At 58.1% G+C, this 22,334-nt stretch carries 25 protein-coding genes; 8 read left to right on the top strand and 17 right to left on the bottom strand.

The genetic code is table 11. The features are described from left to right. Nucleotides 1-93 precede the first annotated feature (93 nt). Nucleotides 94-288 (top strand): hypothetical protein, encoded by a 195-nt coding sequence (locus ACZ5D1_RS07430; protein ID WP_155891328.1) that lies wholly within the window; start codon nucleotides 94-96, stop codon nucleotides 286-288. A 60-nt stretch (nucleotides 289-348) separates the two neighbouring features. On the opposite strand, the gene ilvC is transcribed toward ACZ5D1_RS07430, so the two are convergent. The 11 genes from ilvC to ACZ5D1_RS07375 all read right to left on the bottom strand — a co-directional run bounded on the left by ilvC (nucleotide 349) and on the right by ACZ5D1_RS07375 (nucleotide 8,881). Beyond that, nucleotides 349-1,338, bottom strand: coding sequence for a ketol-acid reductoisomerase (gene ilvC, locus ACZ5D1_RS07425; protein ID WP_011368060.1), 990 nt, complete (start codon nucleotides 1,336-1,338; stop codon nucleotides 349-351). 111 nt (nucleotides 1,339-1,449) lie between these two features. After that, entirely contained in the window at nucleotides 1,450-1,941 is a 492-nt protein-coding gene (gene ilvN, locus ACZ5D1_RS07420) for an acetolactate synthase small subunit (RefSeq protein ID WP_011368061.1), read from the bottom strand. A 9-nt stretch (nucleotides 1,942-1,950) separates the two neighbouring features. Beyond that, nucleotides 1,951-3,639 carry a biosynthetic-type acetolactate synthase large subunit gene (gene ilvB, locus ACZ5D1_RS07415; RefSeq protein WP_011368062.1) on the bottom strand — a complete coding sequence of 563 codons (1,689 nt, stop codon included), beginning with the start codon at nucleotides 3,637-3,639 and terminating at the stop codon, nucleotides 1,951-1,953. After that, on the bottom strand, nucleotides 3,640-3,870 hold the full coding sequence (locus tag ACZ5D1_RS07410; RefSeq protein WP_011368063.1) for a DUF465 domain-containing protein: 231 nt from the start codon (nucleotides 3,868-3,870) through the stop codon (nucleotides 3,640-3,642). Continuing rightward, complete coding sequence (locus ACZ5D1_RS07405; RefSeq protein ID WP_455696286.1) at nucleotides 3,851-4,207, bottom strand: DUF167 domain-containing protein; 357 nt, start codon at nucleotides 4,205-4,207, stop codon at nucleotides 3,851-3,853. The genes ACZ5D1_RS07410 and ACZ5D1_RS07405 overlap by 20 nt, the downstream gene beginning before the upstream one ends. Continuing rightward, nucleotides 4,200-4,706 carry a DivIVA domain-containing protein gene (locus tag ACZ5D1_RS07400; protein ID WP_011368065.1) on the bottom strand — a complete coding sequence of 169 codons (507 nt, stop codon included), beginning with the start codon at nucleotides 4,704-4,706 and terminating at the stop codon, nucleotides 4,200-4,202. Before ACZ5D1_RS07400 ends, ACZ5D1_RS07405 begins: the two co-directional genes overlap by 8 nt. A gap of 13 nt (nucleotides 4,707-4,719) precedes the next feature. Next, nucleotides 4,720-5,022 (bottom strand): YggT family protein, encoded by a 303-nt coding sequence (locus ACZ5D1_RS07395; protein WP_011368066.1) that lies wholly within the window; start codon nucleotides 5,020-5,022, stop codon nucleotides 4,720-4,722. A 97-nt stretch (nucleotides 5,023-5,119) separates the two neighbouring features. Further along, the gene (locus ACZ5D1_RS07390) at nucleotides 5,120-5,818 is read right to left on the bottom strand and encodes an HAD family hydrolase (RefSeq protein WP_011368067.1); all 699 of its coding nucleotides are present in this window, start codon (nucleotides 5,816-5,818) and stop codon (nucleotides 5,120-5,122) included. Nucleotides 5,819-5,863: 45 nt separating this feature from the next. Beyond that, nucleotides 5,864-6,730, bottom strand: a complete 867-nt coding sequence (locus ACZ5D1_RS07385) for a hypothetical protein (RefSeq protein ID WP_148204141.1) — start codon at nucleotides 6,728-6,730, stop codon at nucleotides 5,864-5,866. A gap of 83 nt (nucleotides 6,731-6,813) precedes the next feature. After that, a complete protein-coding gene (locus ACZ5D1_RS07380; RefSeq protein WP_464556413.1) occupies nucleotides 6,814-7,269 on the bottom strand; it encodes a hypothetical protein in 456 nt (151 codons plus the stop codon). Then, a complete protein-coding gene (locus ACZ5D1_RS07375; RefSeq protein ID WP_464556411.1) occupies nucleotides 7,247-8,881 on the bottom strand; it encodes a rhodanese-like domain-containing protein in 1,635 nt (544 codons plus the stop codon). Before ACZ5D1_RS07375 ends, ACZ5D1_RS07380 begins: the two co-directional genes overlap by 23 nt. 187 nt (nucleotides 8,882-9,068) lie before the next feature. On the opposite strand from ACZ5D1_RS07375, the gene ACZ5D1_RS07370 reads away from it, so the two are divergent. Beyond that, complete coding sequence (locus tag ACZ5D1_RS07370) at nucleotides 9,069-9,257, top strand: twin-arginine translocase TatA/TatE family subunit (RefSeq protein ID WP_011368071.1); 189 nt, start codon at nucleotides 9,069-9,071, stop codon at nucleotides 9,255-9,257. A gap of 62 nt (nucleotides 9,258-9,319) precedes the next feature. Here the strand turns inward: ACZ5D1_RS07370 and ACZ5D1_RS07365 are convergent, their stop codons facing one another. The 4 genes from ACZ5D1_RS07365 to ACZ5D1_RS07350 all read right to left on the bottom strand — a co-directional run bounded on the left by ACZ5D1_RS07365 (nucleotide 9,320) and on the right by ACZ5D1_RS07350 (nucleotide 13,570). Further along, the gene (locus ACZ5D1_RS07365; protein ID WP_464556410.1) at nucleotides 9,320-10,267 is read right to left on the bottom strand and encodes a hypothetical protein; all 948 of its coding nucleotides are present in this window, start codon (nucleotides 10,265-10,267) and stop codon (nucleotides 9,320-9,322) included. 122 nt (nucleotides 10,268-10,389) lie between these two features. After that, the gene (locus ACZ5D1_RS07360; RefSeq protein WP_464556408.1) at nucleotides 10,390-11,646 is read right to left on the bottom strand and encodes a hypothetical protein; all 1,257 of its coding nucleotides are present in this window, start codon (nucleotides 11,644-11,646) and stop codon (nucleotides 10,390-10,392) included. Between the two features lie 170 nt (nucleotides 11,647-11,816). Next, the gene (locus ACZ5D1_RS07355) at nucleotides 11,817-12,695 is read right to left on the bottom strand and encodes a hypothetical protein (protein ID WP_464556407.1); all 879 of its coding nucleotides are present in this window, start codon (nucleotides 12,693-12,695) and stop codon (nucleotides 11,817-11,819) included. A 23-nt stretch (nucleotides 12,696-12,718) separates the two neighbouring features. Beyond that, nucleotides 12,719-13,570, bottom strand: a complete 852-nt coding sequence (locus ACZ5D1_RS07350) for a sirohydrochlorin cobaltochelatase (protein WP_011368075.1) — start codon at nucleotides 13,568-13,570, stop codon at nucleotides 12,719-12,721. A gap of 222 nt (nucleotides 13,571-13,792) precedes the next feature. On the opposite strand from ACZ5D1_RS07350, the gene rfbB reads away from it, so the two are divergent. From rfbB to lpxB, 4 genes are read left to right on the top strand one after another with little or no spacing between them, the layout of a single operon-like run. Further along, nucleotides 13,793-14,815: a dTDP-glucose 4,6-dehydratase gene (gene rfbB / locus ACZ5D1_RS07345; RefSeq protein WP_011368076.1), complete on the top strand. Its 1,023-nt coding sequence runs from the start codon at nucleotides 13,793-13,795 to the stop codon at nucleotides 14,813-14,815. Continuing rightward, on the top strand, nucleotides 14,815-15,699 hold the full coding sequence (rfbD, locus tag ACZ5D1_RS07340) for a dTDP-4-dehydrorhamnose reductase (protein ID WP_464556406.1): 885 nt from the start codon (nucleotides 14,815-14,817) through the stop codon (nucleotides 15,697-15,699). The genes rfbB and rfbD overlap by 1 nt, the downstream gene beginning before the upstream one ends. A gap of 50 nt (nucleotides 15,700-15,749) precedes the next feature. After that, nucleotides 15,750-16,724, top strand: coding sequence for a hypothetical protein (locus ACZ5D1_RS07335; RefSeq protein WP_464556404.1), 975 nt, complete (start codon nucleotides 15,750-15,752; stop codon nucleotides 16,722-16,724). 6 nt (nucleotides 16,725-16,730) lie between these two features. Further along, nucleotides 16,731-17,861, top strand: a complete 1,131-nt coding sequence (lpxB, locus tag ACZ5D1_RS07330) for a lipid-A-disaccharide synthase (protein ID WP_027181160.1) — start codon at nucleotides 16,731-16,733, stop codon at nucleotides 17,859-17,861. A gap of 202 nt (nucleotides 17,862-18,063) precedes the next feature. On the opposite strand, the gene galE is transcribed toward lpxB, so the two are convergent. Then, complete coding sequence (gene galE, locus ACZ5D1_RS07325; RefSeq protein WP_027181161.1) at nucleotides 18,064-19,047, bottom strand: UDP-glucose 4-epimerase GalE; 984 nt, start codon at nucleotides 19,045-19,047, stop codon at nucleotides 18,064-18,066. A 235-nt stretch (nucleotides 19,048-19,282) separates the two neighbouring features. Between galE and ACZ5D1_RS07320 the strand changes: the two genes are divergently transcribed. Further along, on the top strand, nucleotides 19,283-20,362 hold the full coding sequence (locus ACZ5D1_RS07320; protein WP_051363805.1) for a DUF3179 domain-containing protein: 1,080 nt from the start codon (nucleotides 19,283-19,285) through the stop codon (nucleotides 20,360-20,362). Nucleotides 20,363-20,406: 44 nt separating this feature from the next. Here ACZ5D1_RS07320 and ACZ5D1_RS07315 read toward each other — a convergent pair whose 3' ends face one another. Continuing rightward, entirely contained in the window at nucleotides 20,407-21,558 is a 1,152-nt protein-coding gene (locus ACZ5D1_RS07315; protein ID WP_464556401.1) for a geranylgeranyl reductase family protein, read from the bottom strand. A 69-nt stretch (nucleotides 21,559-21,627) separates the two neighbouring features. Here ACZ5D1_RS07315 and ACZ5D1_RS07310 point away from each other — a divergent pair, with 69 nt between their 5' ends. Next, on the top strand, nucleotides 21,628-22,332 hold the full coding sequence (locus tag ACZ5D1_RS07310) for an HAD family hydrolase (RefSeq protein WP_011368083.1): 705 nt from the start codon (nucleotides 21,628-21,630) through the stop codon (nucleotides 22,330-22,332). Nucleotides 22,333-22,334: the final 2 nt, after the last annotated feature.

Genomic DNA, 22,334 nt, shown 5'->3' with positions numbered 1-22,334 from the left:
CTCTTGCGTGGCACGCCGTGCTGGTATATCTGGGCGGGACAACGCTGAACCGATGCCCGCAAGGAGGCTCCCATTACATTCAAGGAAACAGTGATGCTTGCCATTAAGATGGCAGGTAAGCAGAAAAAAGAATTTGTGGTAGGCAAGGAGGACGGGCGCTGGCTGATTGCGGACATAGGTGACCCGTCTTCGGATCAGCTTTCGCCCAGCATCATTGTCACCGGAGAAGGCATAAAGTACCCGGACGACGAGTATCTTTTTACACGGCTTGTGGCCGAAGGTGCCTGAGCTGACGCCCGGAAAAACAAGGCCGCCCTTGCGGGCGGCCTTTAACAACAATGCCGGCTGCTATTTTTTAAGCCAGGGCATCATGGAACGCAGGCGCGCCCCCACTTCTTCAATGGGGTGCTCGGCCTCGATGCGCCGGCGGGCCGTGAAGGTAGGATAGTTTGCCTTGCACTCAAGGATGAAATCCCGTGCAAAACGGCCTTCCTGAATATCCTTCAGCGCAGCCTTCATTTCTTTTTTGGTTTCTTCAGTCACAATGCGGCGGCCGGTCACATAGTCACCGTATTCTGCCGTATCGCTTATGGAATGCCGCATTTTGGCAAGACCGCCTTCGTAGATAAGATCCACGATAAGCTTTGTCTCGTGCAGGCACTCGAAGTAGGCGATTTCAGGCTGATAGCCTGCTTCCACCAGAGTTTCAAAACCAGCCTGAATCAGAGCGCTGATACCACCGCACAAAACCGCCTGTTCGCCGAAAAGGTCGGTTTCCGTTTCTTCACGGAAGGTGGTTTCAATGACGCCGGAACGTGTTCCGCCTACGCCCATGGCATAGGCAAGGGCTTTCTCCATGGCCTGTCCGCTGGCATCTTGGTGGATGGCCACAAGACAGGGAACGCCGCCACCTTCGGTATAGGTACGGCGGACAAGATGGCCCGGCCCCTTGGGAGCGATCATGAACACATCGACATCCTTGGGCGGTACAATCTGGTTGAAATGGATATTAAAGCCATGAGCGAACACCAGCGACTTGCCGGCGGTCAGATGCGGCTTGATATCATTTTCATACACAGAAGCCTGATACTGGTCGGGGAGTAGAATCATGATCAGGTCGGCTTGTGCGGCAGCCTCTGCTGCGCTAAGGGGCTGGAAACCATGCTCCTTTGCCAGCTCGAAGTTGGGGCCGCCGGGGCGCTGGCCGACGATCACGTTCACGCCGGAATCACGCAGGTTCTGCGCATGCGCATGGCCCTGACTGCCGTAGCCTATGATGGCCACGGTCTTGCCCTTGAGCACTTCCAGGTTTGCATCCTGTTCGTAATAGACCTTCATTTCTACTCCCTGCTGTAGCTTGTACAGCTTCCCAAAGGTTAGTGGTTACCTATAAAAAAACCCACCTGAGAGGCTCAAGCGCCCGTCAGGTGGGTTGCCGCAAAAATGCAGTTAAACCTGTTCCGGTTGCATGGAGCGCTTCATAGCCACGGTACCAGTTCTGGCTATCTCCTTGATGCCGAATCTGGTTAGCAGCTGAATCACTGCCTGAATTTTACCATGATCGCCGGTCGCTTCCAGCGTCAGATCATGCAAACTCACATCGACCACCTTGCAACGGAAAATATCGGCAATGCGCAGAACTTCCGCCCTGCGCGTTTCCTCGGCGTTAACCTTTAAAATAACCATCTCCCGCTCTACGGCGGCTATATCTTCGAAGTCAACAACTTTTATAACTGTCACCAGCTTTCGCAGCTGTTTAACAATCTGCTCGATAATCTGATCATCACCGCTGGTGCTGATGGTCATCAAAGATACACCGGCTTCAAGAGTCGGGGCAACGTTAAGCGATTCAATGTTGAACCCCCTGCCGCTGAACAGCCCGGCCACCCGGGAAAGAACGCCCGGTTCGTTTTCCACCAGAACGGAAAGTACATGACGCATGGAAGTCTCCTACACAAGCAGCATCTCGTCCAGCGCCGCACCGGCCGGAACCATGGGATAGACATTTTCCTCGCGCTCCACGCGCACATCAACAATAGCCGGAGCCGGGCTTTGCAGGGCCTGCCGCAACACCGGCTCAAGATCAGCCTGTGCTGTGATGCGGTACCCTTCCGCTCCGTAGGCTTCAGCCAGTTTCACAAAATCAGGCTGGGCCTCCATGCAGGTTGAACAGTAATTACGCTGATAGAACAACTCCTGCCACTGGCGCACCATACCCAGATAGCCGTTGTTCAGAATAATTATTTTAACCGGCAGCTTGTTACAAACCGCTGTGGCCAGTTCCTGAATATTCATCTGAATGGAACCGTCGCCCGCAAAATCAATCACCAGATGCCCCGGAAACGCCATCTGCGCACCTATAGCCGCCGGAAAACCGTATCCCATGGTGCCCAGTCCGCCGGAAGTCAGCAGCGTGCGCGGTTTACGGTATTTGAAAAACTGTGCGGCCCACATCTGGTTCTGCCCCACCTCGGTGGTGACAATACACTCGCCTCTGGTAATACCGAAAACAGTTTCCACAACCTGCTGCGGTTTAATACCTTCAGAAGGCACATACCCCAGAGGATGACTCTGCGCCCAATCGTGCACCGTGGCAAGCCACTCAGTCCAGCGGGGTACGGGAATGTTTTCTTCAAAGCGGGCCGAAAGAATCTCGCGCATGCCAGCAAGCGCCATACGGCAGTCGCCCACCACAGGCACCTCTACGCCCACATTTTTTCTGATGGATGTGGGGTCGATGTCTATGTGGATAATCTTGGCACCGGCGGCAAACGCCGAAAGCTTTCCTGTCACTCTGTCGTCAAAGCGCGCACCGGCGGCAATAAGCACGTCACAGCTATTCACCGCCTTGTTAGCGGCAAAGGTGCCGTGCATACCCAGCATCCCCAGAAAGAGCGGGTCGTCACCGGGAAAAGAACCAAGCCCCATCAGACTTGAAGTTACCGGAATCTGCAACGTGCGGGCCAGCCAGCCAAGCTCTTCGCTGGCATCGGACCCCACAACCCCGCCACCGGCGAACAGCAGCGGCCGTCTGGCAGAAAGAACCAGTTCCGCCGCTCTGCGCAGCTGGTTAAGATTCGGTCTGTATGTCGGGTTGTAGCTGCGCAGCTTGACTTCTTCAGGAATCTGAAACTCTGCACGGGCTACCATGATATCTTTTGGCAGGTCGACAAGAACGGGACCCGGCCTGCCGGAACGGGCAAGATAAAAAGCTTCGCGGATAATACGCGGCAAGTCGCTCAGTTCCTTCACCAGATAATTATGCTTGGTGCAGGGACGCGTAATGCCCACTATATCCACTTCCTGAAAAGCGTCATTGCCTATCAGCGCACGCGGCACCTGTCCGGTTAGCACCACCAGAGGAATGGAGTCGCAGTACGCTGTAGCGATTCCGGTCACGGTATTGGTGGCGCCGGGTCCCGAAGTGACCAGACAGACCCCCACTCGACCGGAAGCACGGGCATAACCGTCCGCGGCATGTACTGCGGCCTGTTCGTGGCGCACCAGCACATGACGCAGGTCATGCCGGGGAAGTTCGTCGTAAATGTCGATCACGGCCCCGCCGGGGTAGCCGAAAATGACATCAACGCCTTCCTTTTTAAGACACTCCAACAGGATCCGGGCCCCGCTCGACTCCATCTAGTTCTCCTTACTGCGGTAGCTTTCAAGGATGGTCAGAAGCTTTGTCTTCCCTTCAAGCTTCTGTTTTTTAAGTTCTTTCACATGTGTCTGTTCACTGGGTGTCAGGAACGGTTTGTTGTCCAGTTTCTCGATCTGCTTTTCGTAAAGCACATGATCTTCCCACAAGGCTTTGAGCTCAGGATCCCGGGACGACAATTTCTCCAACAGTTCAAGGTCTCGCGTTTCCATGAAACTCATCTCCTTCGGCTATGTTGGGTTGCTCCTGATGCCCTGTTTCCGGCACATCCAGAACAGGCATCGTATCCCTTTCGATCAACAAGACTTTTTTTCTGGAGCTTACCCCCGATTCAAGTCGCACCCTGTTCTGTTTCACACCGCAGAGCTGCGCCACAAACCGGATAAGCTCTTTGTTCGCCTTGTTGTCCACAGCGGGCGCGCTCAGCCTTATGCGCACCCTGCCGTCATAAAGTCCTGCTATACCGCTGTGTTTTGCCCCCGGCTGCGCCCATACTTTCAGGCGCCATAAACCTTGTGCCGCAGGGCAAAGATACTCATTGTCATTCATCACCGTTTCCGGCGGGCTGCTGAGCCTCATCCGGCACGGAACGGGGCTGCTGTTCGGCAAGCGAAAGCTCCAGCAGATGCAGATGGGCATCAATGACTGACCGGACTTTCATTTCAAACTGCGCCCTGAGCTTTTTGGCCTGCAGAATCTCTTCCTGCAGTCTTGCAAGCCGCATGTGCCCCTGATTCACCAGCGTTTCAGCCTTGGCATGTGCCGCGTCGATAATAAGCTGTGCTTCGCGCTGCGCATTGGTTTTCATGTCTTCAGTCATGCGCTGGGTGGCTATTAGCGTATCGCGCAGGGTGGCTTCGCGGTCCCGGTATTCCGCAAGGCGGGTTTCAAGTTCCGCCACCCGGGTTTCCAGACGCGATTTATCTTCTCCCAGCCTGCCTATGGTATCAGCCATCTCCTGCATGTACCGGTCGACTTCCGCCGTATCGTACCCGCGCAGAGAGCGGGAAAAACCCTGATTGAGAATATCTATGCGACTGACAGCCATACCCTGTGCTCTCCTACATGCCCGCCGCAAACATGGCCAGCGAACGGATGACAAATCCCCGTATGAATTCAATGGCAAGCAGAAGTACCACGGGAGAAAGATCTATACCGCTGAAATAAACAAACGGCAGCCACTTGCGGATTCTGTACAGAACAGGTTCCGTAAGGCTGTGAATAATTCTGACAATGGGATTGTACGGGTCGGGATTTACCCAGGAGAGTACCGCTGCCGCGATCACAACCCAGAAGTAAAGTCCCAGAACCGAATTCAGAATCGTGGCAACAGTGGATATGAAATTTACGGCAAGTACGTCCATGAATCCTCCTGACGGGGTTCTTGCCGGGTGAGAATCTGCCTTTAGAGATATAATTCACTTCCCGGCGTTTGGAATCAAGCAAAAAATTACATCATTGCTAAAAAAGAGCCGGACGGGAGCAACCGCTCGCCAGCAAAGAGAAATACTGCACAAACTGAGCGCGTAGACTCCAGAAATCGTTGATATGCCGCTCAGCCTGCAATGTTTCATTACGGAACGCCCAGAAAGGGACCTCCGCGCTGTGCGCCGCCTGACTGTCCAGCAGCGAATCGCCCACAAAGGCAATCTCGTCCCTGCCGCACTCCCAGGCTTCCAGAACTTTATTGACCCCTTCCGGATGGGGTTTGGCAACAACCTTCGATGCAGTCATCACCGGATGAAAAAAACCGCTCATGTCAAAAACATCGAGCACATACTCCATGCTGTTTGTGCGGTTGGTATGCACAGCCATGCGCACCCCGTTGTCTCGCAGCAAAGCCAGAAATTCCAGCAGGCCCGGCTCCGGTTCCATGGATGGCACTATTTCCTTGAGATAATCCACCTGCTTGCGCGCCCATCCCATACGGTCATGCATGGCAGGCGGAATGATGTGCACCAGAGACTCGCCCACGGTGTGCATATGCACATAATCTTCCTGCGCGGCCGTCATGGGTCCCAGTCCCAGCTTTTCCAGAATCAGGTTGTAGTACCGCATGTTCGCAGCGCGCGAATCAAACAGCACTCCGTCACAATCAAAAACAACACCATGCAGCCCCCGCGGGAACCGTGAGGCCAGATAATGGGCAGTCAGCAGCACAAAAACTCCTTACAGATCGATATGATAAAAAACTGACACAACGGCTCAGCTTTCCGCGCCGAAAACAACCGTAAACACGGTCTGCTGCCAGTCTCTTCCTTCGGGGACACGGCCATGCCCCAGTATGCGCCACAAGGGCGCCTGCACCTTCATCAGCCTGCCGGCTGCGGCCAGTGCGCTGTCATCCCACGCACTGCACAGAGCAGCAGCCTCCTGTGCGTCCAGCGCAGCAGTTTCTTCCATTGCCGCAAGCACATCTTTCATACCGTCGTCATCCGTGACCAGTACAGTGCCCTCCGGAAGAAAAACTGCCATATTATCCAGCACCACACGCCACGAAAGACGCATAATATCAGTGCCGCGGCCTTCAAGTGCAGAAGGTGCGCCAGCCAGTCCGGCCAGTTCCTGCAGGTCTGCATCACGCTCAGCGCCCAGCAGATCCCCCATAGAGGCAAGAGAGCTTTCATAACGGCTTTGCAGCGTTTCCAGCTCGCTTACGCTCTCCTCAAGAGAATATGCCAGCAGAAGAGTTTTCTGGGCCTCCACCAGCGGGTTCTTCATCAGGGTTTCATGCGGGGCGGCAGGGGCAAAGCTGCCGCCGCCTGCCGCCACAAAAGCTTCCAGATCAGCCAGTTCCTGCTGTCCGGCATGCTTGTGTGCATGGTCTTGCGCCTTTTCGTTGTCCAGAGCAAAAACAACCAGATCGCGGCTGTTGCCGAAAGTTTCAGCCAATGAAGCCAGTTCGTGCAGACAGGCGCGCGCAGCGGCACCGGTGAACGGCAGCCCCGCAGGTGTAAAGCTGCAGCGCTCGTCATCCTCCGAACCATACAGAGGAGCCAGTCCGGGATTAAAGAAACGCACCTGAGGCAAAGAGAGCGCCCCCGTTCCTGTTTCGGGCACCACAGGATGCATACAGGGCACCGCCACAACAGGCGGTTCAGAACATGTTCGGTCATTATTCACCGGCATAACCGTTTTCTCCAGCATTTCAATCGTTATGATTCGGATGGCTGCTCAGTACGAAAGCGGAACCTGCGGCAGACGCCTTCACAGGCGGGCAGCCGCAGAATACACAGCCCACCCAGCGAATGGGTGCAGTCGATGCTTTCCGGAGCACCGTCATCCTCTTCTCCGGCACAGCCGCCGCAACCGCGGCAGCCGACTTCCGGCCGGTATTCTTCGCAGGCGCTGCCGGCAGGCGGCACCCCCTCCATCAGCCGGAAGATGAGGTTAAAGGCTTTGTCACCTGACAGATTAAAGCCATCTGCCCGGTTCATCAGCTCTTCATACGCAGCCACAATACGGACAATCTCGGTACAATGAAAAGACTCGTCCAGACCGGGGTTCAGCTCTTCTTCGTACAGGCAGTGCCCCGATACATAAAAATCACATGCCACACCGGGCATTCTGCAGACAGTACCCACTGCATCAGCCCTGCGAGACGGTTTCATAGGGCCACATATCCATGCCGCCGTCCAGCACATAGACATGCCCTGCGCCCAGCCCTGCCAGATAACAGGCCACACTCCACGCATCATCAGAGCTGCGGCCGACGATGACCAGCGGGGTGAATCTGGGCACTTCATCCTGCAGCCGCTCTTTCAGCTGGGGCAGAGGAATGTTGCAGGCGTCTTCGATATGTCCTTTTTTCCACTCCGGCTGCGACCGCAGATCAAGGGTGAAAAACTCCGCACCGGCAGCGCGGGAAGCTATCAGTTCATCAGGGCTGATGCCGAACACTTTGCCCCGCAGCTTGTTATCAACAATGCAGGCAGCGGAACGCAGCAGGCGCCCGCTTTCGCCGGGCAGGTCCAGTGCCGCCAGCATTTCCACCGTCATGCCGCCGGACAGTGCCAGCGCCCCGGCAGAAGCGAATCCGTCGGACAACCCGCAGGGGTCACCCGATACAGCCTGAACCCCCAGAACGCGGCGGGTGGATTTATCCACCACCAGCTTTACGGCACAGGGTGCCTGCCCTGCGGCCCCGCCGCCGGTTTTCAGCATGGCAAATTCGGCTTCGATGCCGGCAGCCAGAGCCTCGGCCAGTCCGGTACCGGCTTTAAACAGCCTGCCGCCGGGAAAAGCCTGCGTCACCGGAGCGATCATGGGCCCGGCAGAGAAAGGCTGTTCACCGGAAAGGACATCAGCCACATGGCGGGCCATGGAGAAAACAGATTCTTCACCGGCCACCACAGGCAGCTGCGCTGCCCCGCAGTGCTTTACGGAAACAGCACTGCCGATGGCGTATACATCCGGTATACCGGTCATGAAATTGTCATCCACAGCCAGCAGACCGTTTTCGGCAAGCTCGATGCCTTCGTTGGCCAGCAGCGGATGCACGGCCCGCTGCGGGTCCGCCCAGAAAAACATGTCGCCGCTCACGCTTTGTGCTTCCGGCGACTCCAGTGAAACCAGCAGGCCGTCCGCGTCCGTCACCGTGGCCAGCTGGTCAAGGCGGAAACTGCTCCAGTCGAGAATCTGTACTCCGCCGGCACAGGCAGTTATCAGCGAATCGGCATGGAACCACATGTCGGCATCAAGCACCGGTGACTGCGCAGGGGCGGTGCGCAACCAGCGTACGGGAACGTCCGAAGAGGCGAGAAGCCGGACAAGTTCCACAGCCTGACGGCTGCTTCCCACCACTACAGCAACAGAGGGGCGGATTTCTGCCAGAAAGGTATCAAGCGCCGCCACATCTCCCACCGGCCAGGGAACAACATTGTCACAGCGGCGCAACGCTCTGGGTACACGGGGAACGGTGTTTATTTCCAGCACCAGCTGGTCAAAACGCATGGGCAGCCAGCCTCTGGCCGAGCGCACGTGGATTTCACGCTTTTCAAAATCAAAATCCAGCTCATCCGTTTCCAGCACGCCCACATCACGGGTTTTCATCTGTTCAAGCGAAATGCGGTTCTTTTTCGCATAGCTGCCGAAAACCCCCTTGCCGGCGTCGCCGGCGGAAGACAGCACCAGATTCACCTCGGCGTTCTCCGTCATCCGTCTTGTCCGGGCCGCCAGCTTGGCCGCTGCGGCGCCTTCCCCCACAATTACTATCCTGCGCATTATCCGTGCTCCTTCCTGTGACCGGACATCCTGCCGCACAACCGTCTGATACGGGGCGGCAGGCGCTCTTCAGCATCAGTTATTTTTTTATAAAACCCTAGCGATTATGGCCTGCCAACCGCAGCGCGCCTTGACCTCAAAGGCTCACCTTGTGTATAGCGACCTCATTATCCCACGGAGGCATGCTATGTTCGGAATTGGAATTCCCGAGTTGCTGGTTATCTTCGTCCTCATCCTTCTGGTTTTCGGGGCCAAAAGGCTGCCCGAAATAGGCGGAGGACTGGGGCGCGCGATCAAAAACTTCAAAAAAGCGACCACCGAGCCTGACGAAATCGACGTCACCCCTTCTTCCGAGAAGAAACACAAGGACGAGTAACCTCTTTCGCCCTGCGGTGAACCGATGTACAAAATCCCGAGGCCCCAGGCCCCGGGATTTTATTATAGTGAACCGTCAGGCTCCAGCACCCAGCTGAGCCCTTTGCCTTCGAGCGCAGCCTCCAGACGCCGTTCGAGAGCCCCTCTGGAAGCCCCGCGGAGCACCCAGCGGGCTGAAATACCGGCAGCCTCCATACTCACCTGTGCAAGACCGGCTTCGTCAAAATCGCGGTCCCATGAACTGAGTTCTTTATCAAACGACTCCACCCCGTCGGGGGTGAACCAGCCGCTGACCTGCAGCACCAGCGCATCATGCGGGCCCTGGGCTGCGGCAAGCGAAGAAAAATACTGCGCCCATATGCCATGCCACGCATCTGCCAGCGTGGTTCCGGATGCCGCCCTGCTGTGCCCGCCGGCATCCAGTCTGCCGGTCCACATGTCCCCTCTGTGTTCCAGAAAAACCGCCACAGAAGCGTTCTGGGTCACCCTTGTGTTGTACAAAGCCTGCAGACGTCCCAGCTCATCCCATACATCAGAAGCACCGCCGATGGTCAGCATGTACTCCACAGGCTCCGCCGAGCCGCGCATACATCCCAGCCCCCGCAATGTGTCTTTCAGCGCTCTGCGGTTTACCAGCACACCAACACTCAGCGTTGTACCGGAATCAGAAGAAGCACTGCCCAGCTCGGAGTAGCTCTGAACATACTCCATAGCCCGGGGCACAATAAACTCGCGCAGCAGTTCTCTGCGGGCATCACTCAATCCGTCGTCCGCCATGGAGAGCGCCTCCAGCCAGACAGCCTGCTCAAAAGCCTTTTCGCGGGCGGCAGAAGCACTGGCGGGCATGTTTTCTTCCGCTGCCGCGTCCCGCACTCCGGCATCGGCACTCCAAAGCACATCCACCTGCCGGGCCTGCACACCGGCTGCGGTGCCAAGGCAAAAAGCGCCGGCAAGCACAAGCGGCAGAGCATGACGCATCAGCCTTCCGAAAAGCAAAAACAATGTTCTCACGATAAACCTCTTATGAAAAATCAGGCACTGCGGCCTCAATGTCAGTATAGAGCTTGTCCGCCGTCATTCCAGCATAAAACAGGGCGGCGGGCAAGCGGCAGCATGCGGGCATTCCCGCACGCTCATGGCTGTTTCGCACCGCCGCAACCGGCCATGCCGCGCAGAGCGGCCAGCACCTGCAGGGCCTCCATGGCTGAAACGGGCTGCTCCGCGCCGAAACGCCCGTCACGCAACTGCACAAAACCGTTCTGAACCAGCAAAACCGCTGCATTGAATACGGCATCGTCTCTGCGCACGTCAGACAGCACTCCGGCGCTCTGCATAAAGCGGACAGCAAGCGAAGGGTCGCCGCTGACCCTGATGGCACAGTCCTCATACAACAAAGCAAGATCGGAACGCCGGAAAACCGAATCCGGATCAAACCTGCCCGCTGCGGACATCTGCAGTCCCCGCAGGCGCTTTTCCAGAACGGCCATTATGGCCTGTTCGTCCTCATGTCCCGCGATATCAGCCGGCAGCTCTTCCTCTGCCGGTACCAAATGCATTCCCGGCACGGCAAATTCCGGCATCAGGGGGGCGGGACAAGCCTCGAAAAAACCCTGCGCGGCCAGCTCCGCTTCAAGCAGACCGGCCATGCGGGCGCGTGTGAGCTCGGGGACAAAAGCCATCCGCCGCCCCGTGTCTGTCACCGCAACCCGCAGCACCCTGTCAATATCCGCCAGCCGCCGCTGGAGCAGTTTCATGCGGGAACGGTCAAGCCCGCGGGCGACCTGAGCCTGCACATACAGCTTGCGGGCCTGCGTCAGCCTGCCGGTATGCCACAGGGTCTCCGCCCGCATGAACAGCAGTCCGGCACCGCTGACACCGCTCTGCAGCGCGGCGTCAAAAACGCCGTCGCTCAAAGCGGCATAACGCTGTCTGTCCAGTCCGCCGTACAGAAAAAAAGCGGTCTGCACGCGCAGGCACTGTTCCGCCGCAGCCGAGCAGCCTGCCGGTATGCCGCCCGACCGGCCACCCGCCCCGCCCGGCAGCGCGCCCGTGCCTGTGTCCTGAACGGAATCCTCAAGGCACAATTCTCTGCCGAGCACCGCAGGGGCGTAAGCGGTACCGGCAAGCAGGGCGGCATCAAAAGCCTCGCAGGCTTCAACCGGTCTGCCAGCTTCCAGCAAATCCAGCGCGCGGGAGCTCTGCGTCATGGCGCCATCAGGCACAACGGCCGGTGTCCTCTGACCGGCGGCAACACAGCCGGAGAGTCCGGCCAATCCGATCAGTCCGATCAGCCTGATCAATCCGGCCAGTCCGGCCAGTCCGGCCAGTCCGGGCAGTCCGGCACCCCCCGCAAAACCTGCTCCGCCCAGCCACGGCCCGCACCGGAACAATGAGCGCCACCGTGTTTCAACCGGGCCGCATCCGGCTGCACAGGCAGTCGCTGCGCCATGCAGGGGAATAAAATGCACTCCTGCACGATACAGCGCCCTGACCGCAGCGCGCCGTAAAAATATGGACAGGAAAAAAAGATAAGAAAACATAACCGTGAGCATCCGGCGCATCAGAAAACCGCATCAAGCAACACCACCACACGGCAGGCTGCCAGACTTTTCACCGCTGCCGGAGAATGCAGCAGCTGTGCCTCTGGGTCATCAAGCACAATAACAGACGGAGCGGATTCCTGCACTGCGGCCGCCCTGAGAGTGAGAGGTGCACTACCCGCCACCGCGGCAACTGCTGCGGCCTGCCCGTCTGTCACATACACTGCCAGACCGCGCTCAAGCGCATAACGCCGCACAGCCTGCCTCACGCCGTACACGGTCTCTCCTCCGGACAGAACCACAACAGGCATCAGGGCAGGAAGCGCTCCCGTTCCTCTGGCATCAATGACCACACCGGAAAATTCCCCGTCCTGCAAAATCTGCGGCTCAGCAACCTCCGACGCCGGAACACTGCGGCCGGATACCGGTGAAGCGGCAACCTTGAACGGCAGTGCCGGAGCAAGGAACTGCCCCAGCAAACCATCACGCAAAGCAATACTGACAACAACCCGCGCTGAGCCGTCCGCCAGAAAATCCTGCCGGTCTATCCGTGAGTTCTGCACCTGCCCGCGCACAAACTCCGACAGCGCCCCGCCGGCATCCAGCATATCTCCCGCGGTGATTCCGGGGGTAACCTGCACAGAACGCACAGTATGCAGCAGACGGCCTCTGGCTTCGGTAACTGCAGCCCGCAGGGCCAGCGCACGCGCACGGGGCAGACTTACAGCCGAAGCAGGAGCTATCGCCGTCCCTTCAGCCCGTACAACGCCATCACACCAGTCTACTGTTCCCTGTTCAAACTGCTGGACAAAGCCCTCTTCCGCAGCACCGGCGGCCAGAGGCACCAGCAACAGAAACAGGCACACAGCCAGACCGCGGCGCACAGATGTCAAGATCATGCATTCCTCCCCTCGCCTTCCCGTCAGCCGCGGCTGCCGAGCAGCCGCTCCATGGCTTCATCCAGATGATCTATCCATATATCCACAAAAGCCGCATGCTCGACCATGCCCTGCAGCACAGGCAGGCACACCATGCCCGCAGCGGCTATGCGCGAACGCCATGATTCGGGATGATCGCCTGCCATGTCCCGCACGGCATGACGCCCCACAACAGACAGTAAAGGCTGAAGAAACACACGACAGTATCCTTCCTGAAGCAGAAGCGGCAGCACATGGTCGATGGTGTGGCTGCCGTCCATGGTGCCGATGAACACTCCGGCATCCATACGCCGCACCGCAGCGGAAAGATCATCATACCGGCTGTCACCGGCGTGCCATGTTCCGTGTCCCATGAACACCACGGCATCATGCGCCGTGCGCTCCGGCGGCAGACTGGCAAGCAGCGCCCTTGCGGCGCGGGTCACATCTGCATCGCTGTGCAGCAGGGGCCTGCCCACGGTTATCTTTTCAAACCGCGCCTGAGCCGTAAAAAAAACGCCTCCGTCAGCGGGCGGCGCAAGTGAGCAGTCCCGTCCGCCGGCCATCTGCACAGCTTCGGCTTCCAAATCGTCATATTCCGCACCGGGAATGATATGCAGCGACTGCACGGCCACATGCGTATATTTTTCAAAACACATCTTCTGCAGGGCCTTGGTCACGGAATCCGTCTTCATGCGGCGAGCCGCCAGCCGGTCGCGGATAAGCCCCGACGTAAAGGCCCAGCGCACAGGAACATCGGCAAACCGCTGCCGCACCTTTTCGTCAAACAGGCGGAGCGTCTGATGCGCCTGACGGTTGCTGGCACCGAAAGCGGCCAGAAGAATACCCGGTTTCATATGATTTCACACCCTACCTGATGAGCAGACCTCCTGAAACGGAGGGAGATTATTTACAGGCCGGAAATGGTAACGACAGGGCCGAAGAGTTGGCAAGCCTTTTCGCACGGGGGGTGCTTTTGATGCCATCCAGTCCGCCGCGGCATTATGCGCGTTTTTGGGTTTGACCGGGTACCGGACGTACAGGTATGTAGAGGGGTCAAACCAAGTGAGGAACCCTGCATGCGACTACTCGTCACTGGCGGCTGCGGCTTCATCGGCACCAACTTTATCCGGTACCAGCTTAACGTCCATCCGCAGACCACCATTGTCAACTTAGATAAACTGACCTACGCGGGAAACCCCCAGAATCTTACCGACATTCAGCAAGCCCACGGCGGCACCCGCTACTTTTTTGAAAAAGCGGATATCGCTGATGCGGCGGCTGTTCAGGCTGTAATAGAAAAGTACAGCCCCGACGCCGTACTCAATTTTGCCGCGGAATCACATGTGGACCGGTCCATCTCGGACCCGGCACCTTTTGTAACCACCAATGTGCTGGGTACTCAGGTGCTTATGCAGGCGGCCCGTACAGCAGGAATAAAGCGTTTTGTCCACATATCCACGGACGAGGTGTACGGTTCGCTGCTGCCCCACGAGGCACCCTTCACGGAAAGCAACCCTCTGCTGCCCAACAGCCCCTATTCGGCCTCAAAGGCCGGGGCGGACCTCATGGTCCGGGCTTTTGTGGAAACATACGGCTTTCCCGCCATCATCACCCGCTGTTCCAACAACTACGGACCGTACCAGTTTCCGGAAAAGCTCATTCCGCTCATGCTGGGCAAAGCATGGGAAAACGCCCCCCTGCCCGTCTACGGCGACGGCACCAACGTCCGTGACTGGATTCACGTGGAAGACCACTGCCGGGGCATTGACCTTGCCCTGCGCAAAGGCCGTGACGGCGCCGTATACAATTTCGGCGGCAATGCCGAACGCACCAACCTTGATGTGGTCAGAGCCATACTGCGCCTGACCGGAAAGCCGGAGTCGCTCATATCCTTTGTGAAAGACAGGCCCGGACACGACAGGCGCTATGCCATGGACTTCACTCTGGCCGGCGACGAACTGGGGTACGCCCCCGTGCATGATTTCGAAACAGGACTTGCAGATACTCTGGCATGGTACGAAAAACACACAACATGGCTGGAAAACGTAAAAAGCGGGGCCTACCTTGAATTTATGTCCCGCTGGTACGGAGACCGCTGATGACCGTGGCACCCAAGGCAGTGGTTCTGGGCGGGCGCACCGGCCTGCTGGGACAGGCGCTGGTGGCGGACCTGACCCGTGCTGGCTGGCAGGTTGAAGCACACGGCAGAGAAGATGCCGATGTGCATGATTCTGCCGCGCTGGAAAAATACATCTGCTCCCATGCTCCCGACGTGCTTTTCAATGCGGTGGCGTACACACAGGTGGACAAGGCGGAAGAAGAGCAGGATGCCGCCATGCGCCTGAACAAAAGTCTGCCCGCACTGCTGGGCAGACTGGCCTGCACCGGCAACATGCATCTTGTCCACTACAGCACCGACTTCGTCTTTAACGGACGCAAGGAAACGCCGTATACAGAAGATGACGAAACCGCCCCGCAGAGCATCTACGGCCTGTCCAAGCTGGCCGGAGAACAGGTACTGCTGCAGATGAACCTGCCCCGCCTGACGATTATACGCAGCTCATGGCTTTTCGGTCCGGGCAGGGGCAACTTTGTGCAGACCATACTGGGGCTGTGCGAGACGCGGCAGGAAATCACCGTGGTGCATGATCAGGTTGGCTCGCCCACCTACACACCGGATCTTGCCGCCGGTTCACGCCTGCTGGTTGAAAAAGGGGGCACAGGTCTCTTTCACCTGAGCAACGGCGGTCAGGCCACATGGTGCGAGCTGGCGGCTGAGGCGGTCTCGCTGGCGCAGAAGCCCTGTCAGGTCCGGCCTATCCCTTCGGCGGCTTATCCGCAGCGGGCCACCCGCCCTGCATATTCCGTTCTCGACTGCTCCCGGTTCACCGGCATTACGGGAATCAAACCGCGCCCCTGGATTCAGGCTCTGCGCGAGTATATCTTTCAGCACATCGGCGTGGCCGGACAGGAAGCGGGATAACCGGCCTGCACTGCAGGCAGGGTGCCCGCGCTTTGCAAAGGAGTTACAGAATGGCTTTTCCCGCAGTGACGGCGGCTGTCAGGAAAATATTCACCGATGCGCTACGGGTCAGCCTTGATCTGTACAAGGTGATGATTCCCATCATCATCGCCGTCAAAATCCTCACTGAATTCGAGCTGACAGGCTATCTTGCGCTTCCGCTTGAACCCTTCATGCATCTTGCCGGTCTGCCTGCGGAAATGGGACTGGTGTGGGCCACCTCCATTGTGGTCAACATCTACAGCGGCATCATAGTGTATGCTGCCATTTTTCCCACGCTGGAACCGCTGACCGTTGCACAGGTCTCGGTGTTGTCCACCATGATTCTGGTGGCGCACAATATGTTTGTGGAATGCAAAATCGCCCAGCGCTGCGGGCTGAGCTTCACAGTACAATTTCTGCTGCGCATGGCCGCCGCACTTATTTTCGGCTGGATTCTGCACATGATTTTCGGGCTGACAGGCACGCTGCAGCAACCGGCACAGCTTCTGTGGCAGCCGGAACAGGCCCCTGCCGGTCTGGCCGCATGGGCTGCGGGACAGGCCCGCAATCTTTTTTATCTTTTCTGGGTTGTACTCGGGCTGATGACAGTCATGCGTCTGCTGGATGTGCTGGGCATTACCCGCAGACTTAACACGCTGCTCAAGCCTGTGCTGCGCCTTGTGGGTATAGGGCAGAGCGCGGCCACCATCACCGTGGTGGGGCTTTCCATGGGAATAGCATACGGCGGCGGGCTGATAATTCACGAAGCCCGCTCCGGCAGAGTGCCCCCCGCCGATGTTTTTTCATCCGTCACGCTCATGGGTTTTTCCCACGCGCTGATAGAAGACACCCTGCTCATGATGCTGATCGGAGCACATATTTCGGCCACGCTCTGGGGCAGACTTATTCTTTCGCTGCTGGCCGTGGCCCTGCTGGCCCGCCTGTACGCCCGTTTTGTCCCTTCTGCACCGCAGACCGGTGCAGGTAACCCGCAAAAAGCCTGATTTTTGATGACACAGAAGCACAAAAACATCTGGATAAGCGCCGGAGAAATGTCCGGCGACATGCATGCAGCCAATCTGATACGGGCCCTGCAAACTCAGGATTGCGGCATAACATGCTCGGGCGTGGGCGGTCCCGACATGCGCAGTGCCGGCTTCAACGCCCTGTTCAGGGTGGAAGATCTGTCCGTCATGGGCATAACCGAGGTTCTCGGACACCTGCCACGGATACTCTCCATGCTGCGCTCCATCCGGCGCACCCTGCGGCAGATGCGCCCCGACGCCGTGGTTCTTGTTGACGCCCCCTCCTTCAACTTCCGCATAGCCCGCTATGCCAGAGAACTGGGTATTCCCGTCTTTTATTATATAAGCCCCAAAATATGGGCATGGCGCACAGGCAGAATCCGGTTCATACGCAGCCATGTGCATAAGGTCATCAGCATTCTGCCATTCGAAGTGGATTTTTATCGCAGCCACGGCATGGAAATAGAGTATGTGGGCAACCCGCTGGTGGATATGGTGAACTGGGACGAAATAGACGCCATGACTCCTCTGCCGCAGCGCATAGGGTTGCTGCCCGGCAGCCGGAAAAAAGAAATCACCTCGCTGATGCCGCAGTTTGCCATTGCCGCAGAAATAATGCACCGACGTCTGCCCGGACTTGAATTCCACTGCGTACGCGCCCCGGGCATAACCGAAGATGCACTGCGCAGGCTGTGGCAAACCGATGTGCCGCTGCACATGCATGCCCCCGACAACCGGTACAGCTTCATGCGCAGTTGCAACATGCTCATTGCGGCATCAGGCACTGTCACACTGGAATCAGCGCTGCTGGGCACCCCCACGCTGGTGACATACAAAGTTTCGCCCCTGTCGTTTGCCGTGGGCAAGCGTCTGGTCAGGGTTCCTTATGTAAGTCTGCCCAATCTTGTAATGCAGCGGGAAGTCTTTCCTGAACTGCTGCAGGAAAACGCCGACGGCACGGTACTGGCGCGCCACGCGCTGGCATGGCTGGAACACCCGGAACAGATGTCCGCCGTACGCGCGCAGCTTGCCACATTGCGCACCATGCTGGGAGCCCCCGGAGCCCCTGCCCGCGCTGCCGGTATTATTCTGAAAGCACTGGGCACCGCCGCCTGAAATTCTCGCCGCGCGGCATAACACCGCACGGCTGCGGCCAAAGCCCGTGCAGACGCGCCTGCGGTGTACCGCCTTTTCTGTCCTGCGGCACACAGCATGGCACCTTACTGTACGCGTCTGAACTGCCCTGCTTTCCGTTACAACAAAAACGCCCTGCGGTCATACGATCGCAGGGCGTTACGTCATTGCGCTTAAGCCAGAATCAATAACGCTGGTCGCTGTGCCAGCGCCATGCGGTTTCAATGATCCGGTCTATATCCGTATAAACAGGAGTCCATCCCAGCGCGGTACGGGCACGTGCAGCATCGGCCACCAGCATGGGAGGATCGCCAGCCCTGCGTCCTTCCACGGTAAAGGGAATATCAACACCTGTCACACGGCAGGCGGCGTCCAGAATTTCGCGCACGGAAAAACCGTTGCCGTTACCCAGATTGAACACTGCGGCACCGGCATGAAGGGTCATATACTCCAGCGCCGCCAGATGCGCGCTGCACAGGTCCGTCACATGGATGTAGTCGCGTACGCACGTCCCGTCCGGCGTCGTATAATCATCGCCGAATATCTTCAGGCCGTCGTTTCTGCCCAATGCCGCCAGCAGTACGTTGGGCAGCAGATGGGTTTCGGGCGAATGCGCCTCACCTATGCCGCCGTCCTCGTCAGCTCCCGCCGCATTGAAGTACCGCAGAGAGACAGAACGCAGGCCATACGCGGTCGCATGGTCGACAAGCATGGTTTCCACCATGAGCTTGGACCGCCCGTAGGGGTTTACCGGCAAGCATGGATGATCTTCTGCAATGACAGGTGCCTGCGGATCGCCGTACACGGCCGCCGTACTGGAAAACACCAGCCGCCCAACGCCGCTTTCGCGCATGGCTTCCAGCAGATTGCAGGTGCCCGTCACATTATTGGTATAATACAGGGCGGGATGAACAACCGATTCGCCCACCAGACTTTTGGCAGAAAAATGCATAACCGCATCAAAGCAGTATTCACCGAACACGCGCCGCAGGGCCTGCATATCCAAAAGGTCGCCGCGCACAAATTCCGCCTGCCCGATGGATTCAAGATGTCCTGTGGAAAGATTGTCAAAAACAACAGGCAGGTGTCCGGCACGCATAAGCGCCCTGACCATATGTGAACCGATATACCCGGCCCCGCCGCATACAAGCACCTTCTGAGGCTGCATAGCTTCGTGTCTCCCTGTCATTAGTATCTGTCAATAAAATCGCCGCGTGATGTAATGCCCCTGCAGACAGTACGTATCCCCGCTTCCGCCATCACCTGCCGATATCAGACGCGAACCGCATGCATTGCTTCGGCGGCTTCTATTCCGTATGCTTGCATTTCTGCAAATTCGGAATCCGGAAGATGAAAACTAACCCGTTAAGCAAGGTCTTTCAACCACACAGCCATCCGGTACCATGAGAAAAAAGAATCTGATGCATTTTTGTCTGTGGCTGCTGGCAGCCGTCATGGCGGTGTATCCGCCTGTATGCCGCGCGGCCGGTGCCGACCTGAAGGCAATGGCCGATGCCGTCATAGATACCGGCGTGAAATACGATAATATCCCCGCCCTGATGAATCCGGAATATGTGACCGTTCCCAATGCGTCACTCAGTCTGGAACGCGGAGAACCTGTATTCGTCATACACCTGCCGCAGGGCGTACGCATCTACCCGCAATACATCATGGTCTGGCACGAAGCCGTCAACGAGACCACACCCGACGGTGCACCCGTGCTCATCACATACAGCCCTCTTACCGGAGCGGTGGCGGGCTACAGCGCACGTGCAGGCCGCTTTGATACATCTTTCGGCGTTACCGGCAAGCTGCTGAACGCCAACACGGTGCTGTATGACAGAGCCACCGGCAGCCTGTGGCCGCAGATAACAGGCACCGCCATCGAAGGTCCGCTGGAAGGTACCACGCTGGAGCGCCTGCCCGTGCTGTGGACAACGTGGGAAAAAGCGGCCGGACGCTGGCCCGGGGCACTGGTTCTTTCGCGGGCAACAGGCTACAGACGCTCGTACGGCAAAGACCCCTACGGTTCGTATCGCTCCGGCAACAGCTATTACCAGAACAATACGGTAACCTTTCCTGTCATGCATGCCGATGCCCGGTTCAATGCCAAAGAACCCATGCTGGGACTGACCCGCGACAACCTGCAGACAGCGGTGCACAAATCGCAGGTAAAGGCGCAGGGAGTCATCAACTTCACCATGGGAACCGAACCGCTGGCGGCGGTATACGACAGGCAGCTGGACGCGGTACGGATTTTTTCCCGCGTGGTGAACGGCAAGACGGTCTCGTTGTTCATGCGCGACCGCACCATGGCAGATTCTGAAACCAATTCCGAATGGACACCGGAAGGAACCTGTGAGTTCGGCGTACTGCGGGGCTATCAGCTTACACGGGTGCCTGCAGTGGAAGTAATGTGGTTCGCCTGGGCGGCATATTATCCGGAAACAACGGTCATTCCGCCGGCCGAAAACAGCTGGTAGCTGCGGTACCGCCCTACTGCTGCAGCGGCCGTGAAATACGTGTGTCAGCGGTCCGGTACCGAGTGAAGCCTGTTGACCAGCAGGCGGTGTGCGCACCGCAGAAACAGCCTGACTGCGGCCCTGTCCGGCCCGTCGGGGGGGCGGTACAAAAAGCGGTGCAGCACGGCAGCCTGCCCCAGAGTCCGGAATAGGTTTCTTTTCAGCAACCGCATGTAAAACGTGCCGGCACCATGTTCCTCATGCAACACGCTGCCTGCGGCACGCACCGGCAGTGCCTGCATGACCGCCTGCGCCGCAAGACTGCCCGACAGCATGGCGTAGTAAATCCCCTCTCCGAAAACGGCATCGGCAAAGCCTGCGGCATCACCCGCCAGCAGAACCCTGCCTGAAAAAGGGCGCCGCAGATGCCCGCCGAACGGCAGCGTATATCCGCGCGGCTGCGGTATATGCCCCGCCTGCACGCCGCAGCCGCACAGCCATGTGCGCAAAACACGTGCCGGATGTTCACCACGGCACAGCAGCCCGCCCACTCCGGCCACAATATTTCGCCTGTTGGGAAACAACCAGCCGTAGCCTCTTTGCAGCAGCCCCAGATGCACGGAGGGAAGCTGCACTTCTTGCGGCACATGCCAGCGGGGCACGGCGACCTCCACAGCCACAGCCTGACGGACAGAATGCCGCAACCCGCCGCAGACAGCTTTGCGCACGGTACTGTGCACGCCGTCGGCAGCTATGATAAATTCGGCGCAAACACTGCTGCCGTCGTGGCAATGCACTTTTCCCGTGCGGCAGTCCGCATGCACGACTTTTGTACCCTCGCGCACAACAGCCCCCGCAGCGGCAGCACTCTTCAGCAGACGGGAGTCAAAACGGTCGCGGCGCACAAAATAAAACGGACTTCCGTTGCTTCCTGCAACAATCCTTCTGCCGCCCGCATAAATATGGTAGGAGTTTTCACAGCCTTCAAGCGCGCCCGCGCGTGCAAGACATGATGCGTCCATGCCGAAACAATCGCGCAGAAACGCCGTGCTTTTACCGGTCAGCAGCCCGCCGCACAGTTTGAAGCGCGGAAATTTTCCGGCATCGATAACCATGACGGTGTAACCGTTACGGGCCAGAGTAAAAGCCGCAGAGGCCCCGCACGGCCCGCCGCCCACTACGACGGCATCGTACCTGAAAAGACCATTGCCAGACACACAAGGCTCCCGTAACATCCATGCGCCGGAGCATAAAGCACGAGCAGTTTCAAGAGGATAGGAAAGACTATGTTATCACGGCACGCTTTGCAAGCGATCGCGTTCGATTTTGACGGAACGCTTGCAGACTCAAGAATAGACTTCACCGAGATGAGGGCCGCACTGCACGCAACGGTCAGCCGCTTCATGCAGCCGCCTTCTGACAGCGGTATGTATATACTGGAATGGCTGGAAGCTGCAGAAAACGAACTGGCAGAAACATCAGCACCACAGGCGGCCCTGCTCAAGCAGGCCACGCTGAAAACCATAGAAGAAATAGAAGTGGCTGCCGCACGCAGAGGGCAGATGTTTTCCGGAGCTGTGCATATGCTGCAACAGCTGAAATCCGCAGGCATTTCCACATATATCGTCACCAGAAACTGCCGCGCCGGAGTGCTGGCCATGCTGCCGGAAGCATACTCGCTGTGCACGGGTGTTTTCACCCGTGACGACGTGACCGCAGTCAAACCGGACCCCCGCCATCTGACGCAGGCTCTTGCGGTCTGCGGCTGTCCGGCGCAGAATGCTCTTATGGTGGGTGATCACCCCATGGATATTCTGATGGGAAAACAGGCCGGAGCCGTCACAGCCGGAGTGACCACCGGCGAAGGAAATCATGAAACCCTGCAGCAGGCCGGTGCGGACTACATAGCGGACAGTCTGCAAGAACTTATGCAAAGCATCGGGCCTGCCCTTGCCGCGGCAAAACAGCAGCCCCGGAAAGACCGCCCCTGAGT

The organism is Oleidesulfovibrio vietnamensis (assembly GCF_055388115.1).
This window is presented reverse-complemented; position numbering and strand designations above follow the sequence as displayed.

What these genes read in the sequence shown, in the direction of transcription:
- ACZ5D1_RS07430 (WP_155891328.1), top strand. Translation starts at nt 94, where the DNA reads ATGCTTGCCATTAAGATGGCAGGTAAGCAGAAAAAAGAATTTGTGGTA.
- ilvC (WP_011368060.1), bottom strand. Translation starts at nt 1,338, where the DNA reads ATGAAGGTCTATTACGAACAGGATGCAAACCTGGAAGTGCTCAAGGGC.
- ilvN (WP_011368061.1), bottom strand. Translation starts at nt 1,941, where the DNA reads ATGCGTCATGTACTTTCCGTTCTGGTGGAAAACGAACCGGGCGTTCTT.
- ilvB (WP_011368062.1), bottom strand. Translation starts at nt 3,639, where the DNA reads ATGGAGTCGAGCGGGGCCCGGATCCTGTTGGAGTGTCTTAAAAAGGAA.
- ACZ5D1_RS07410 (WP_011368063.1), bottom strand. Translation starts at nt 3,870, where the DNA reads ATGGAAACGCGAGACCTTGAACTGTTGGAGAAATTGTCGTCCCGGGAT.
- ACZ5D1_RS07405 (WP_455696286.1), bottom strand. Translation starts at nt 4,207, where the DNA reads ATGAATGACAATGAGTATCTTTGCCCTGCGGCACAAGGTTTATGGCGC.
- ACZ5D1_RS07400 (WP_011368065.1), bottom strand. Translation starts at nt 4,706, where the DNA reads ATGGCTGTCAGTCGCATAGATATTCTCAATCAGGGTTTTTCCCGCTCT.
- ACZ5D1_RS07395 (WP_011368066.1), bottom strand. Translation starts at nt 5,022, where the DNA reads ATGGACGTACTTGCCGTAAATTTCATATCCACTGTTGCCACGATTCTG.
- ACZ5D1_RS07385 (WP_148204141.1), bottom strand. Translation starts at nt 6,730, where the DNA reads ATGCATCCTGTGGTGCCCGAAACAGGAACGGGGGCGCTCTCTTTGCCT.
- ACZ5D1_RS07380 (WP_464556413.1), bottom strand. Translation starts at nt 7,269, where the DNA reads ATGAAACCGTCTCGCAGGGCTGATGCAGTGGGTACTGTCTGCAGAATG.
- ACZ5D1_RS07375 (WP_464556411.1), bottom strand. Translation starts at nt 8,881, where the DNA reads ATGCGCAGGATAGTAATTGTGGGGGAAGGCGCCGCAGCGGCCAAGCTG.
- ACZ5D1_RS07370 (WP_011368071.1), top strand. Translation starts at nt 9,069, where the DNA reads ATGTTCGGAATTGGAATTCCCGAGTTGCTGGTTATCTTCGTCCTCATC.
- ACZ5D1_RS07355 (WP_464556407.1), bottom strand. Translation starts at nt 12,695, where the DNA reads ATGATCTTGACATCTGTGCGCCGCGGTCTGGCTGTGTGCCTGTTTCTG.
- ACZ5D1_RS07350 (WP_011368075.1), bottom strand. Translation starts at nt 13,570, where the DNA reads ATGAAACCGGGTATTCTTCTGGCCGCTTTCGGTGCCAGCAACCGTCAG.
- rfbB (WP_011368076.1), top strand. Translation starts at nt 13,793, where the DNA reads ATGCGACTACTCGTCACTGGCGGCTGCGGCTTCATCGGCACCAACTTT.
- rfbD (WP_464556406.1), top strand. Translation starts at nt 14,815, where the DNA reads ATGACCGTGGCACCCAAGGCAGTGGTTCTGGGCGGGCGCACCGGCCTG.
- ACZ5D1_RS07335 (WP_464556404.1), top strand. Translation starts at nt 15,750, where the DNA reads ATGGCTTTTCCCGCAGTGACGGCGGCTGTCAGGAAAATATTCACCGAT.
- lpxB (WP_027181160.1), top strand. Translation starts at nt 16,731, where the DNA reads ATGACACAGAAGCACAAAAACATCTGGATAAGCGCCGGAGAAATGTCC.
- galE (WP_027181161.1), bottom strand. Translation starts at nt 19,047, where the DNA reads ATGCAGCCTCAGAAGGTGCTTGTATGCGGCGGGGCCGGGTATATCGGT.
- ACZ5D1_RS07320 (WP_051363805.1), top strand. Translation starts at nt 19,283, where the DNA reads ATGAGAAAAAAGAATCTGATGCATTTTTGTCTGTGGCTGCTGGCAGCC.
- ACZ5D1_RS07310 (WP_011368083.1), top strand. Translation starts at nt 21,628, where the DNA reads ATGTTATCACGGCACGCTTTGCAAGCGATCGCGTTCGATTTTGACGGA.